This is a genomic window from Streptomyces griseoviridis (assembly GCF_005222485.1).
In the GTDB taxonomy this organism is placed as follows: domain Bacteria; phylum Actinomycetota; class Actinomycetes; order Streptomycetales; family Streptomycetaceae; genus Streptomyces; species Streptomyces hintoniae.
In genome coordinates this window covers 3,562,983-3,576,022 of record NZ_CP029078.1, presented here as the reverse complement: position 1 = coordinate 3,576,022, position 13,040 = coordinate 3,562,983, and the positions used below count along the sequence as shown (strand labels likewise).

Annotated in this window: 15 protein-coding genes; 11 read left to right on the top strand and 4 right to left on the bottom strand. The window is 70.9% G+C overall.

Going from position 1 to position 13,040, the window contains the following annotated elements:
* Positions 1-168 precede the first annotated feature (168 nt).
* The 3 genes from DDJ31_RS15045 (at position 169) to DDJ31_RS15035 (ending at position 2,256) form a co-directional block, all read left to right on the top strand.
* On the top strand, positions 169-777 hold the full coding sequence (locus tag DDJ31_RS15045; protein ID WP_127179774.1) for a hypothetical protein: 609 nt from the start codon (positions 169-171) through the stop codon (positions 775-777).
* Between the two features lie 254 nt (positions 778-1,031).
* Positions 1,032-1,688, top strand: coding sequence for a maleylpyruvate isomerase N-terminal domain-containing protein (locus DDJ31_RS15040; protein WP_127179775.1), 657 nt, complete (start codon positions 1,032-1,034; stop codon positions 1,686-1,688).
* Positions 1,689-1,893: 205 nt separating this feature from the next.
* Positions 1,894-2,256 carry a peptidase inhibitor family I36 protein gene (locus tag DDJ31_RS15035; protein WP_127179776.1) on the top strand — a complete coding sequence of 121 codons (363 nt, stop codon included), beginning with the start codon at positions 1,894-1,896 and terminating at the stop codon, positions 2,254-2,256.
* A gap of 109 nt (positions 2,257-2,365) precedes the next feature.
* Here DDJ31_RS15035 and DDJ31_RS15030 read toward each other — a convergent pair whose 3' ends face one another.
* Both DDJ31_RS15030 and DDJ31_RS15025 read right to left on the bottom strand, forming a co-directional pair.
* Positions 2,366-2,953 (bottom strand): nicotinamidase, encoded by a 588-nt coding sequence (locus DDJ31_RS15030; RefSeq protein ID WP_127179777.1) that lies wholly within the window; start codon positions 2,951-2,953, stop codon positions 2,366-2,368.
* Between the two features lie 741 nt (positions 2,954-3,694).
* The gene (locus tag DDJ31_RS15025) at positions 3,695-5,041 is read right to left on the bottom strand and encodes a nicotinate phosphoribosyltransferase (protein WP_127179778.1); all 1,347 of its coding nucleotides are present in this window, start codon (positions 5,039-5,041) and stop codon (positions 3,695-3,697) included.
* A gap of 108 nt (positions 5,042-5,149) precedes the next feature.
* Between DDJ31_RS15025 and clpS the strand changes: the two genes are divergently transcribed.
* The 7 genes from clpS (at position 5,150) to DDJ31_RS14995 (ending at position 10,020) form a co-directional block, all read left to right on the top strand.
* Positions 5,150-5,467, top strand: coding sequence for an ATP-dependent Clp protease adapter ClpS (gene clpS, locus DDJ31_RS15020; RefSeq protein ID WP_127182781.1), 318 nt, complete (start codon positions 5,150-5,152; stop codon positions 5,465-5,467).
* Positions 5,468-5,507: 40 nt separating this feature from the next.
* Positions 5,508-6,113: a DUF2017 domain-containing protein gene (locus DDJ31_RS15015; RefSeq protein ID WP_127179779.1), complete on the top strand. Its 606-nt coding sequence runs from the start codon at positions 5,508-5,510 to the stop codon at positions 6,111-6,113.
* Positions 6,114-6,578: 465 nt separating this feature from the next.
* Positions 6,579-8,024, top strand: a complete 1,446-nt coding sequence (locus tag DDJ31_RS15010) for an amino acid permease (protein WP_127179780.1) — start codon at positions 6,579-6,581, stop codon at positions 8,022-8,024.
* A 79-nt stretch (positions 8,025-8,103) separates the two neighbouring features.
* Complete coding sequence (locus tag DDJ31_RS15005) at positions 8,104-8,526, top strand: Mov34/MPN/PAD-1 family protein (protein ID WP_127179781.1); 423 nt, start codon at positions 8,104-8,106, stop codon at positions 8,524-8,526.
* A gap of 79 nt (positions 8,527-8,605) precedes the next feature.
* Positions 8,606-8,701, top strand: coding sequence for a putative leader peptide (locus tag DDJ31_RS39865; protein ID WP_311636697.1), 96 nt, complete (start codon positions 8,606-8,608; stop codon positions 8,699-8,701).
* Between the two features lie 83 nt (positions 8,702-8,784).
* A complete protein-coding gene (locus DDJ31_RS15000; RefSeq protein WP_127179783.1) occupies positions 8,785-9,063 on the top strand; it encodes a MoaD/ThiS family protein in 279 nt (92 codons plus the stop codon).
* 6 nt (positions 9,064-9,069) lie between these two features.
* A complete protein-coding gene (locus DDJ31_RS14995) occupies positions 9,070-10,020 on the top strand; it encodes a PLP-dependent cysteine synthase family protein (RefSeq protein WP_127179784.1) in 951 nt (316 codons plus the stop codon).
* 85 nt (positions 10,021-10,105) lie between these two features.
* On the opposite strand, the gene DDJ31_RS14990 is transcribed toward DDJ31_RS14995, so the two are convergent.
* The gene (locus DDJ31_RS14990) at positions 10,106-10,561 is read right to left on the bottom strand and encodes a type II toxin-antitoxin system PemK/MazF family toxin (RefSeq protein ID WP_127179785.1); all 456 of its coding nucleotides are present in this window, start codon (positions 10,559-10,561) and stop codon (positions 10,106-10,108) included.
* A gap of 249 nt (positions 10,562-10,810) precedes the next feature.
* Here DDJ31_RS14990 and DDJ31_RS14985 point away from each other — a divergent pair, with 249 nt between their 5' ends.
* Positions 10,811-11,563 (top strand): MBL fold metallo-hydrolase, encoded by a 753-nt coding sequence (locus DDJ31_RS14985; RefSeq protein ID WP_127179786.1) that lies wholly within the window; start codon positions 10,811-10,813, stop codon positions 11,561-11,563.
* Positions 11,564-11,644: 81 nt separating this feature from the next.
* Here the strand turns inward: DDJ31_RS14985 and DDJ31_RS14980 are convergent, their stop codons facing one another.
* Positions 11,645-12,913: a PTS transporter subunit EIIC gene (locus DDJ31_RS14980; protein ID WP_127179787.1), complete on the bottom strand. Its 1,269-nt coding sequence runs from the start codon at positions 12,911-12,913 to the stop codon at positions 11,645-11,647.
* Positions 12,914-13,040: the final 127 nt, after the last annotated feature.

Below are 13,040 nucleotides of genomic sequence, written 5' to 3'. Positions count from 1 at the left end.
GGGGACACTACCCGGCGGATGCGTGTTCGCGGCCGAGCGGCACTCGCTACGGCGCCTTCCCCTGCGGGTCGTCGGGGGTCATTTACCCAGGGATTACTGGGCAGTTGACCTCAGGGTTTCGTGGTAGCGTCACTGTTCGGAGGGACAGTGCAACCTGAAAGGGAAATCGTGAACACGGAGAAGATCGCCGCTCGCCGCCTCTCGCTGGAAGAGGTGACGAAGCTCGGTGTGAAGGACAGGCTCTTCGTTTCCGCCGACACCGCGGAACTCAAGATTCCCGACTGCTACGTCCCTGCTTTTCTGACCAAGGCGGGTCAGGATTTCGAGGGTGGCTCGATCACGGCCAGGACCGTATTCCGGGAAGAGGTTTCCTGCCTTCCCGACGACGAGAATGAAGCCGGAATCTACGTGGCCGACGAGAACGGCTCGGAGACCATCGAGGTCCTCCAGTCCGCCGGTGTCGTCCTGGATCTGGCGCTTTTCGTCCCCGGTGGGGACAAGGGGGCCCTCACGGCCCTTTACGCTGCGGCCCGGCAGGCGTTCGGCGCCGACGTCGTGCAGATCTGGCGTCAGGGCCTCAAGGAGGTTCCCGACGTGAAGGTCGACATCTTCGAGGAGCAGGTCCAGCGGGGGCGCAAGGCGGGCGACAGCCCCAAGCGTGACCGTCGCGCGATCGACACCTACCCCACCCGCGCGGACTTCATCGAGTTCTCCGCGGGCTGGAAGCCGGTCGTCGAGATCCACAAGCCGGTCATCGACGACACCCCGACCATCTGAGACGGTCACACCGCGCGTTCTCGGCCTGAGGAGAGGCCGAGAACGCGTACGCCGGACCCGGTCGGCCCCTGAGCGGCCCGGAGCGCCGACGGGAACGACGCACGAAGTCGAGTGAGGTCCGCCGCCGCGTGCTCAGGCCGGGCGGAGGAAGCGTGAAGGGGCGGCGGGCGCCACGCGGATCGCCGCGACGCGCGTGAGGGGGGCGGCGGGCGTCACCGGATCGCGGCGACGGACGGGCACGCTACCGTCCTGTCATGCCCCGATCAGCCGATAGCGACCCCACCCGGCCCCCCGTCACCGCGGACGACCTCGACCTCGCCGTGCGGCTCGCGGTGGAGGCACTCCGAGAGGCGCCGCCGGTCGCGTGGGACGGCAGGGCCGGCTCCCTGGAGTGGGACTGCTGGGAGACCGTCGAGCACCTCAGCGACGACCTGTTCGCCTATGCCGCGCAACTGGGCCCCAGGGTGCCGCCCCTGGACGGCGAGGTGCCGTTCGTCTGGGCGAGCCGGCGGCCCGGTGGCCCGTCGAACGTCATCCACGCGAACCGGGAGGCCGGGCCCGCCGGGCTGTTGCAGGTCCTGGAGGCGAGCGGCGCGCTGCTGGTGGCCATGGTGCGCACGACGCCGCCGCGGACCCGCGCCCACCATGTGTTCGGGGCCGCGGACCCCGAGGGCTTCGCCGCGATGGGGATCGTGGAGACCCTCGTACACACGTACGACCTGGCGGCGGGGCTGGGAGTGGCGTGGAGCCCGCCCGCCGATCTCTGTGCGCGGGTGCTGGCCCGGCTGTTCCCGGACGCGCCGTCCACCTCGGAGCCGTGGCCGACCCTGCTCTGGGCCACCGGACGCGCCGAACTGCCCGGACACGGCCGTCTCACCGAGTGGCGCTGGGACGGCACCCCCAGGACCTGAGCGGGCACGCCGGGCACCGAGGTCACCAGCCGGCAGAGCGCGTCGCACGGTCTCGGTCGCATGCCGACCCTTCTGGTCGGTCAGGCTCGCGACGATCCGAGCGGCGGGGGATGGCTTGTTCCGCGCGCGTGGCGTGCGATCGGCACGGAATACATGGAGTGACCGATCGCGCACCGTGCGCGGTCGGCCGACGAGAGGATGCTCCATGCGCGTCTCCTTCCTCGCCCGCCGGACCGTGGCGGCGGCAGCCGGACTGACCGCGGCGCTGGCTCTGACGGCCGCGTCCCCGGCCTCGGCCGCACCAGCCGCCAGCGGCCCCGACGACTGCTACTCGGGGTGGGTGTGTTTCTGGCCGGAGGCCAACTTCGGCGGAAAGATGGAGGCGTACCAGAACCCGCAGATCCACTCCTGCGACAGCGTCCCCTCGGGCACGGTCCGCTCGATCGTCAACCGCGACGACCAGGACTGGACCGTCAGCCAGAGCTGGATCTGCAACGGCTACAGCAAGAAGGTCTACTCGGGCGAGGTCAACGCGGACCTCGGCGACCAGTACGGCTACTGGAAGTAAAGCCCGAGGGGTCACGCGGCGGCCCCAGGGGAGCACGAAGTCGGCGAAGGCGTGGACGGCCCGGCGGGCGTCGCCGGTCCACCGGCGGGGAGGTCAACCCGCGCCGCGCCTACACCACCGGCTTCCCCGTCAGCTCCACCCCCGCCGCCCGCAGCTCCTCCACCGCACGGTCCGTCGTCTCCTTCGCCACTCCCGCCGTCAGGTCGAGCAGCACCCGTGTCCTGAACTTCTCGCGGGCCGCGTCCAGGGCCGTCGCGCGGACGCAGTGGTCCGTGGCGATGCCCACCACGTCGACCTCCGTGACGTCCCGCGCGCGCAGCCACTCCGCGAGGGAGACGCCGTTCTCGTCGGCGCCCTCGAAGCCGCTGTACGCGGCCGCGTACGCGCCCTTGTCGAAGACGGCGTCGATCGCGCCGGAGGCGACCGCGGGGGCGAAGTTCGGGTGGAACCCCACGCCCTCCGTGCCGGCGACGCAGTGCGCGGGCCAGGAGTTGACGTAGTCGGGGTTGTCGGCGAAGTGGCCGCCGGGCGCGATGTGGTGGTCGCGGGTGGCCACCACGTGCCGGTAGCCGGCGCCCGCCGTCTGCCCGATCAGCTCGGTGACGGCGGCGGCGACGTCGGCGCCCCCCGAGACGGCGAGGCTGCCTCCCTCGCAGAAGTCGTTCTGGACGTCCACGACGATCAGAGCGCGGCGCATGGTCGGTGTCCTTCGCGTGAGGATGAGGTGATGAGCCTATTGACTGGGCGGCCCGCAGGGGAGGGGGCGGACGCCACGCGGACAGGAGGCGGGCGGGGGCGGACGGGGCGGAAGGGGAGAGGAGGGGGCGGAAGGGGAGAGGAGGGGGGCGGACGGGACGCGGCCGAAGCGGTGCCACGGCGCACGGACTCCTGCTGCCCGTGCGCCGCCCGGGTACACCGCCGGCCGCCCACCCCACCCGCGTACCCCGTCGACGGCCATCGCCGCCGCCCGGAGGTGCCGGGCCGACGGCCATCGCCGCCCGGAGGCGCTGGGCCGACTGCCCGCACCGCCCGGCGGGGTCCGGTCGGTTGCCTGTGCCCCTCCAGAGGACCCGGTCGGTCGCCGTGCCCGTCCGGAGGGACCGGCCAGTTGCCCGCGCCAGCCCGAGGCGCCCGGCTGGCTGCCGACGTCACCCGGAAGCACCCCGCCGACTGCCGACCTCGCCCGCAAGTACTCCGCCAGTCGCCTGAGGTGCCCCGCCAGGCTCCTGTCCGGCACCCGAGGTGCCCCGCCAGGCCCCTGCCCCGCACCCGAGGTGCCCCCCCCAGGCCCCTGTCCGGCACCCGAGGCCCCCCAGGCCCCTGTCCCGCACCCGAGATGCCCCGCCAGGCCCCTGCCCCGCCCCCGCGGTACCCCGCCAGACCCCCGTCCCCGTCCCCGTCCCGTCCCGCCCCGCCCCGAAAGCCCCGTCAAGCCCCGTCAAGCCCCCGTGTCGCCCTGCACGTACTCCGTCGGGAGGACCGGCTCCCCTCGGGAGAGCTGCGTCGCCGACAGGGGCAGGCCCGCGCGGGCCCTCGTGTGGCGGTCTCGGACGGTGTCCAGTGGCTCGCGGGTCACCACCGTGCCGCCCTTGACCAGCTCGACCAGGAGCTGGCGGTCCGCGAGGTCGGCGGGTACCTGACCGGTGCCGACGACCTCCGCCTCCGCGACGCCGTCCGCGTCCAGGCGGCGCGCCGCCCACTTGCGGCCGCCCATCGACGTCTTGCCGCCGGTGGACTTCTTCGCCACCGGCACCAGCGGCGCCTTCGGGTCGGCGGACTCGGCGCGCGCGACCAGCTTGTAGACCATCGAGCAGGTCGGGTGCCCCGAGCCGGTCACCAGCTGGGTGCCCACCCCGTACGCGTCCACCGGTGCCGCCGCGAGCGACGCGATGGCGTACTCGTCGAGGTCCGAGGTCACGACGATCCTGGTGCCGGTCGCGCCCATCGCGTCGAGCTGCTGGCGCACCCGGTGCGCGACCAGCAGCAGGTCACCCGAGTCGATCCGGACGGCGCCGAGGTCCGGCCCGGCGACCTCCACCGCCGTCCTGACCGCCTCCGCGACGTCGTAGGTGTCCACCAGAAGCGTGGTGCCCCGGCCCAGCGAGTCGACCTGCGCGCGGAAGGCGTCCCGCTCGTGGTCGTGCAGCAGGGTGAAGGCGTGCGCCGAGGTGCCCACCGTCGGGATGCCGTAGCGGAAACCGGCCGCCAGGTCGGAGGTGGTGGCGAAGCCGCCGACATAGGCGGCGCGCGCGGCGGCCACCGCGGCCAGCTCGTGGGTGCGGCGGGCGCCCATCTCGATCAGCGGGCGGCCACCCGCTGCCGAGGACATCCGGGAGGCCGCCGCGGCGATCGCCGAGTCGTGGTTGAGGACGGAGAGGATCACCGTCTCCAGGAGCACGCACTCGGCGAAGGAGCCCTCCACCCGCAGCACGGGCGAGCCGGGGAAGTACACCTCGCCCTCCGGATAGCCCCAGATGTCACCGCTGAAGCGGTAGGACGCGAGCCATTCGAGGGTCGGCCCGTCGACGATGTCCCGCTCGCGCAGGAACCCGAGCACGTCCGGGTCGAAACGGAAGTTCTCGACGGCGTCCAGGACCCGTCCGGTGCCCGCGAGCACGCCGTAGCGCCGCCCCTCGGGCAGCCGCCGGGTGAAGACCTCGAAGACGCTGCGCCGCTCGGCGGTGCCCGCCTTCAGGGCCGCCTGGAGCATCGTCAGCTCGTACTGGTCCGTGAACAGGGCCGTGGAGGGAACGTCCACCGGCAGCCCAAGGTCCGCTACATCCACGACAACTCTCCTAGCCATGACTCGCCGGTCTCCCCCCGGTGCGGGGGGCACGGCTGGGGATGCTACTCCCTTTTCGTCGGTGTGACGATTTCCGGGATGCGTGGCAGCATGGGCCCTGTGACGTCACCCGCTCCCCTAGAGACCGAACGGACCGAGCCGGCGGAGGAGGTCTTCGCCGTCCCCGAGCCGGACGTCCCCTGGGTCACGATCGTCCACAACGACCCCGTCAACCTCATGAGCTATGTGACGTACGTCTTCCAGACGTACTTCCACTACTCCAAGGACAAGGCCACCAAGCTCATGCTCGACGTGCACCACAAGGGCCGGGCGGTGGTCTCCAGCGGCAGCCGCGAGGAGATGGAGCGGGACGTCCAGGCCATGCATGGCTACGGTCTGTGGGCCACGCTCCAGCAGGACCGGAAATGACCCGCACCAGCCAGCAGGACCGGGAGTAGCGACCGCCTCCATGCCAGGACACTTCGAACCGACCTCGGGCGGCGGCGCCGCCGTGGCCCTCGACGACGTCGAGATCTCCATCATCCGCTCGCTCGCCGTCCAGCTCCTCGAACTGATCGGCCCCGGGCCCGCCGAGGACGCCCCCGACGACCCGCTCGCCGAGCTGTTCGCCGACGGCCCGACCGAGCCGCCCGAGGACCCGGTGCTGCGCCGGCTCTTCCCCGACGCCTACGGCGACCCCGAGCGCGCGCCCGACTCGCCCGCGCAGGCCGAGGAGCGGCTCGCGCACTCCGCCGAGTTCCGCCGCTACACCGAGAACGACCTGCGGGCGGGCAAGCGGGAGAACGCCCTCGCGGTGATCCGCAGCCTCGACTCGCTGACCCCGGCGGGTGACGGCGGCGCGATCCTGAAGCTGACCCCGCAGGAGTCGCGGCAGTGGCTGACCGCCCTGAACGACCTGCGTCTCGCGATCGGCGCCCGCCTCGACATCACCGCCGAGGACGACACCGACGCCCTCTACGGACTCCCCGACGAGGACCCGCGCAAGCCGATGGTGATGGCCTACCTCTGGCTCGGCGGGCTCCAGGAGACCCTGGTGGCCACCCTGCTGCCCTGACACCTGATCCCTGACCCCTGATCCATCCGGCCGCACTGGCACGGGCTGGACCCGTCGAGTCCTGTGCGTCCGAGGAGTCCGGGGGAATCCGGGGGGCCGGGGGAGTCCGGGGAAACTGAGGGAATCCGCTCCGGTCGGTTCGCTCAGAGGACACTCAAATCCGGATAACGATCCCGTCACCGCCGTCGACCGCTATGGTCCACGGCGGTGCTTTTTGTCCGCTTCTCTCTGTGGTGTGCGCCACATCCGCTCCCGTCGATCATTGTTGCGAGCGTGATAAATCTTCTCGATCGCCCGGCGGACACCACCCATGTCCGGCCGGGTGCGCCACCGAGCCGATGACCGTCGGCCAGGCACGAGCGGGCTCGGAGGAGGCCGCTCAACTCCATCAATCCGGGGGGATCGAATCCGATCACGGGCCGACGAGAGGCCACGGGTCGGAATGGAGAAAGGCGCACCACAGACATGACCTCCGCTCAGGTCGACACGGAACGCACCCCCGAGGAAGAGGGGTACGAACGGGGACTCGGCAGCCGCCAGGTCCAGATGATCGCGATCGGCGGCGCCATCGGCGTCGGTCTCTTCCTCGGCGCCGGGGCGAACATCGCCAAGGCAGGCCCCAGCCTCATCCTCATGTACGCGCTCGCGGGCGCGATCATCTTCTTCATCATGCGGGCGCTCGGCGAACTGCTGCTGTACCGCCCGGTCTCGGGCTCCTTCGCCGAGTACTCCCGTGAGTTCCTCGGCCCCTTCTTCGGCTACTTCACCGGCTGGACCTACTGGCTGATGTGGGTCGTCACCGGCATGGCCGAACTGACGGCCGCCGCGATCTACGTCCACTACTGGTTCCCCGCCGTCCCGCAGTGGGTGACCGCGCTGGTCTTCCTCGTGGTCCTCTTCGGGGTCAACCTGATCTCCGTGAAGGTCTTCGGGGAGCTGGAGTTCTGGTTCTCCATGGTCAAGGTCACCGCCCTGATCGGCATGATCGTGATCGGCCTCGGCGTCCTCACCTTCGGCTTCAGCAGCGCCGGCGACACCGCCGCCGTCTCCAACCTCTGGGAGTTCGACGGGTTCTTCCCCAAGGGCATCGGCTCGTCCCTGATGACCCTCCAGGGCGTCATGTTCGCCTACCTCGCCGTCGAACTGGTCGGCGTCACGGCGGGCGAGTCGGAGAACCCGGAGAAGACCCTCCCCAAGGCCATCAACACGCTGCCCTGGCGCATCGCCCTCTTCTACGTCGGCGCCCTCACCGTCATCCTCTGCGTCGTGAAGTGGACGGAGTTCGCGCCGGGCGTCAGCCCGTTCGTCGAGGCCTTCGCGAAGATCGGCATCCCGGCCGGCGCCGGCATCGTCAACTTCGTCGTCCTCACCGCGGCCCTCTCCTCCTGCAACTCCGGCATGTACTCGACCGGCCGGATGCTGCGCAACCTCGCCGCCAACGGCGAGGCCCCGGCCCGCTTCCGCAAGCTGTCCGGCACCAAGGCGCCCGCCTTCGGTATCACGGTCTCCGTCCTCTTCATGGGCATCGGCGTGATCCTGAACTACGTCGTCCCGGAGAAGGCGTTCGGCTACGTCACCTCGGTCGCCACCGCGGCCGGTATCTGGACCTGGCTGATGATCCTGATCAGCCATGTCCTGTACCGCCGCGCGGTGGTCGCGGGCCGGCTGCCCGCCTCGTCCTTCCCGGCCCCCGGCGGCTCGGTGTGCAGCTACATCGCCATCGCCTTCCTCCTCTTCGTCACCTGCCTGATCGCCTACGACGCCGACGCCCGCGTCTGCCTCTACGTGATGGCCGGCTGGGCCGTCGCCCTCGGCATCGGCTGGACGGTCCTCAAGAGCCGCAACCCGGCGGTCACCGAGCGCCGCGACCCGCCCGCCGAGCAGCCGGAGCAGCCGCAGAAGGTCGGCTGACCCGCCCCGACGTCCGGCATCCGGGCCGTCCCGTACCACCCCTCGGTACGGGACGGCCCGTCTGCTTATCCTTGCCCGCATGCTGACCCTCACCCAGGCCCTGTACGACCGGATCGTCGCCCACGCGCGCGAGGACCACCCCGACGAGGCGTGCGGGATCATCGCGGGCCCCGAAGGCTCCGACCGCCCCGAGCGGTACGTGCGGATGCTCAACGCCGAACGGTCCCCGACCTTCTACAAGTTCGACGACACCGAGCACAAGAGACTCCACGACGAGATGTGGGACCGCGACGAGGAGGCGATCGTCGTCTACCACTCGCACACCGCGACCGAGGCGTACCCCTCCCGCACCGACATCTCCTACGCCAACGAGCCCCAGGCCCACTACGTCATCGTCTCCACCGCGGACACCGACGGGTTCGGCGACTTCCAGTTCCGTTCGTACCGGATCGTGGAGGGCGTGGTGACGGAGGAGGAGATCACCGTCGTCGAGGCGTACTGATCTCGTACCGTGGATGAATTCGGTCCGAAGCGTGAGATCACACTCCGGGGCCCCGGCCGGGAATCGATACGATGAACCCATGGTTCTGAACGACGTGAGCGAGAAGACGCCGGGCGCCCTGCTCGTGGCGCGGCTGCACGTCGATCTGTGCAGGCTGAACAGCGCCATCTGTTGACGTACCCCGCCGCCGCAGGCCCGAGTGGCGCGGCGGAGCGCCGTGCGCCCACCCTTCCCATCCTTTCGACAGGAGCCGCAACCATGGCCATCGAGGTCCGCATCCCCACCATCCTCCGCCAGTACACCGACGGGCAGAAGGCGGTGGAGGGCCAGGGCGAGACCCTCGCCGACCTCTTCACGGCCCTGGAGAGCGCCCACCCCGGCATCCAGGCCCGGATCGTCGAGAACGGCCAGCTGCGCCGCTTCGTCAACGTCTACCTGAACGACGAGGACGTCCGCTTCGTCGACGGCATCAACACCAAACTCGCCGACGGCGACACCGTCACGATCCTGCCGGCCGTCGCCGGCGGCTCGGCCTGATCGTCGATGCGGTACGACTCCCCGCTGGCCGCGGTCGGCAACACCCCCCTGGTGCGGCTGCCGCGGCTCTCGCCGTCCCCCGAGGTCCGGATCTGGGCCAAGCTGGAGGACCGCAACCCGACCGGCTCGGTCAAGGACCGCCCCGCCCTGCACATGATCGAGCAGGCCGAGAAGGACGGCCGGCTCACCCCCGGCTGCACCGTCCTGGAGCCCACCTCGGGCAACACCGGCATCTCCCTCGCCATGGCCGCCAGGCTCAAGGGCTACCGGATGGTCTGCGTGATGCCCGAGAACACCTCGCAGGAACGGCGTGACCTGCTGGGCATGTGGGGCGCGGAGATCATCCCGTCACCGGCGGCGGGCGGCTCCAACACTGCCGTCCGGATCGCCAAGGAACTCGCCGCCGAGCACCCCGACTGGGTGATGCTCTACCAGTACGGCAACCCCGACAACGCGGGCGCCCACTACGCGGGCACCGGCCCCGAGATCCTCGCCGACCTGCCGTCGATCACGCACTTCGTGGCCGGGCTCGGCACCACCGGCACCCTGATGGGTGTCGGCCGCTATCTGCGCGAGCAGAAGCCGGACGTCAGGATCGTCGCCGCCGAACCGCGCTACGACGACCTCGTCTACGGCCTGCGCAACCTCGACGAGGGCTTCGTCCCCGAGCTGTACGACGCCTCCGTCCTCACCACCCGCTACTCGGTCGGCTCCGCCGACGCGGTCACCCGCACCCGTGAACTCCTCCAGCGGGAGGGCATCTTCGCGGGCGTCTCCACCGGCGCGGCCCTGCACGCGGCGATCGGCGTCGGGAACAAGGCCGTCAAGGCGGGCGAGAGCGCGGACATCGTGTTCGTGGTCGCCGACGGCGGCTGGAAGTACCTGTCGACGGGCGTCTACACGGCGGCCACGACGGAGGAGGCCATCGCGACCCTCCAGGGCCAGCTCTGGGCCTGAGCCGCACCGGCGGGCCGTGACACCGCGACGTCACCGCGTCGCGACACCGCGGCACCGCGACGTCACGGCACCGCCGAGCACACGGTCAGCGGGTGAGTCGCAGGACCTGGTCCCACAGGGCCGGGTCCACCTCGCCCACCCGCCGCCTGAACTCCCGCACCGGCACCTGACGCAGCTCGTCCGTCTCCAGGAAGCTCGCCCGGCCCCGCGCGTCGCCCACCGTGCCCGCGGGCAGCGCGAGCACCCCCGGCCGCTCCTCGTGATGCTTGCTGGTGATCTTCACGACGGTCGCCCGGCCACCGCGCACCGCCAGGACCAGGCACGGCCGGTCCTTGGCGCCGGGACCGTCCTCGAACGGCACGTTCGCCCACCAGATCTCGGCGGGCCTCGGCCGCTCGCCGGCGCCGCGCCGCTCCGGCCGGCCCGGCGGCCGGGTCCGTCCGCGCGCGGGCCGCCGCCCCCGCCCCCAGCCGTCGACGAGCGCGGCGATCAGGGCGAGCAGGACGACCGCGGCAAGCGCCAACCACCAGGACGTAGTCATGCGGACGACCGTACCGGCGTGCGTGGGGCGGCGCGCAACCACCCGCGCGCCCCCACCGCCCCGCTTCCAGCCGAACCGGTGACAGCACAGGTGAGTTCGCCCACAACAGCCCTTGGCGAAGGAGCCGCCGCGGGTTTCGCGCCTTACGCTCGACGGACCGCACGACCCCCGATGCCCCAATCCCCGACCTTCCGGATCGTCCGGTTCTTGGATCTTCCGGGTCTTCCCGCCAGCGGAGGTTTCTGCTTTATGAAGCTCACCGTCGTCGGCTGCTCGGGGTCGTTCCCGTCCGTGGAATCGGCCTGTTCGAGCTACCTCCTAGAGGCCGACGGCTTCCGGCTGCTTCTCGACATGGGCAACGGCGCCCTGGGCGAGTTGCAGCGCCACTGCGGTCTCTACGACCTCGACGCGATCTTCCTCAGCCATCTGCACGCCGACCACTGCATCGACATGTGCGCCTACTTCGTGGCGCGCTACTACCGGCACGACGGCGGCCGCTGCGACCCGATCCCGGTCTACGGACCCGAGGGCACCGAGCACCGGCTGACCACCGCCTACGCCGACACCCCTTCGGCCTCCTCGATGAGCGAGGTCTTCGACTTCCACACGGTCAAGCCGTCCACCTTCGACATCGGCCCGTTCACGGTGCACACGGAACGCGTGGCCCACCCCGTCGAGGCGTACGGCATCCGGGTCGAGCACGGCGGCCGGTCCCTGACGTACTCGGGCGACACCGGCGTCAGCCCCGCCCTGGACGAACTGGCCCGGGACACCGACCTGTTCCTCTGCGAGGCGGCCTTCACGCACGGCAAGGAGGACATCCCCGACCTGCACCTCAACGGCCGCGAGGCGGGGGAGTCGGCGGCCCGCGCGGGCGCCAGGCGGCTGGTCCTCACCCACATCCCGCCGTGGACGGACCCGCAGATCAACCTCGCCGACGCGCGGACCGCGTTCCAGGGTCCCGTGGAGCTGGCGGTGCCCCGCAGGACGTACGAGATCTGAGCCCGCGCACACGGAAGGGCTCCGCGACCCTGGGGTCGCGGAGCCCTTCCGTGTGTGACGCCGTGCGGTGGCCCGGCTCGGCTACTTCGCCTCGGCCTTCTGCAGCTCGGCCAGCTCCTCGTCGGACTCGCGGCCCGGCGTCGGCAGGTTGAACCGGGTGATCGCGAACCGGAAGATCACGTAGTAGACGACCGCGAAGCAGAGGCCGACCAGGACCAGGCCCCACGGGTTGCTCGCGATGCCGAGGTTCAGACCGAAGTCGACCGCGCCCGCCGAGAACCCGAAGCCGTCCTTCATGCCCAGCGCCCAGGTCAGCGCCATCGAGACACCGGTGAGGACCGCGTGGATCGCGTACAGGACCGGCGCGATGAACATGAACGTGAACTCGATGGGCTCGGTGACACCGGTCACGAAGGACGTCAGCGCCAGCGAGAACATCATGCCGCCGACGACCTTGCGGCGCTCCGGGCGGGCGCAGTGCACGATGGCCAGGCACGCGGCGGGCAGGGCGAACATCATGATCGGGAAGAAGCCGGTCATGAACTGTCCCGCGGTGGGGTCGCCCGCCAGGAAGCGCCCGATGTCACCGCTCTTGCCGTGGTACTCGCCCGCCTGGAACCACGGGAACGAGTTCAGCAGGTGGTGCATGCCGATCGGGATCAGCGCGCGGTTGGCGACACCGAAGATGCCGGCGCCGACGGCACCCGAACCGACCAGCCACTCACCGAAGTTGTGCAGACCCGTGCCGAGCACCGGCCAGATGTACCCGAAGACGATGCCTATCAGCAGGCCCGCGAAGGCCGACAGGATCGGCACCAGCCGGCGGCCGCCGAAGAAGCCCGCCCAGTCGGGCAGCTTGGTGCGGTGGAAGCGCTGGTACAGCAGCGCCACCACGATGCCCATCACGACACCGCCGAGGACCTTCGCGTCCACCGGGGCGTCCACCATGACGACCTTGCCGTCGACGGCGGTCGCCACCTGCGGCAGGTTCTTGTCGGTGAACGTGGCCAGGACGTTCTTGAAGACCAGGTAGCCGACGACCGCCGCGAGGGCGGTGGAGCCGTCCGACTTCTTGGCGAAGCCGATCGCGATGCCCACGGCGAAGAGCAGCGCCATGTTGTCGAGGATCGCGTTGCCGCCCGCGGCCATGAACGAGGCGATCTTCGTCAGGAACGTCGGGAAGGAGGGGCGTCCCAGCATGTCCGGGTTGCCGAGGCGCACCAGGAGCGCGGCGGCGGGCAGCACGGCCACCGGCAGCATCAGGCTGCGGCCGATGCGCTGGAGGACAGCCATCGCGCCGGCGCCCTTCTTCTTCTCGCCGGCCGCGGGAGCGGCGCTGGCCGTGGTCACAACTTCCTCCAGTGGGCAGGGCGCCGCCCGGAGCCCATGGGGGAGAGGGACGGCGGCGTCTCTGGTCTACACCACTTAGTGGTGTAGACCTGTTGTAGCACGATGAAGGCAGGATAAGGAACCCGCT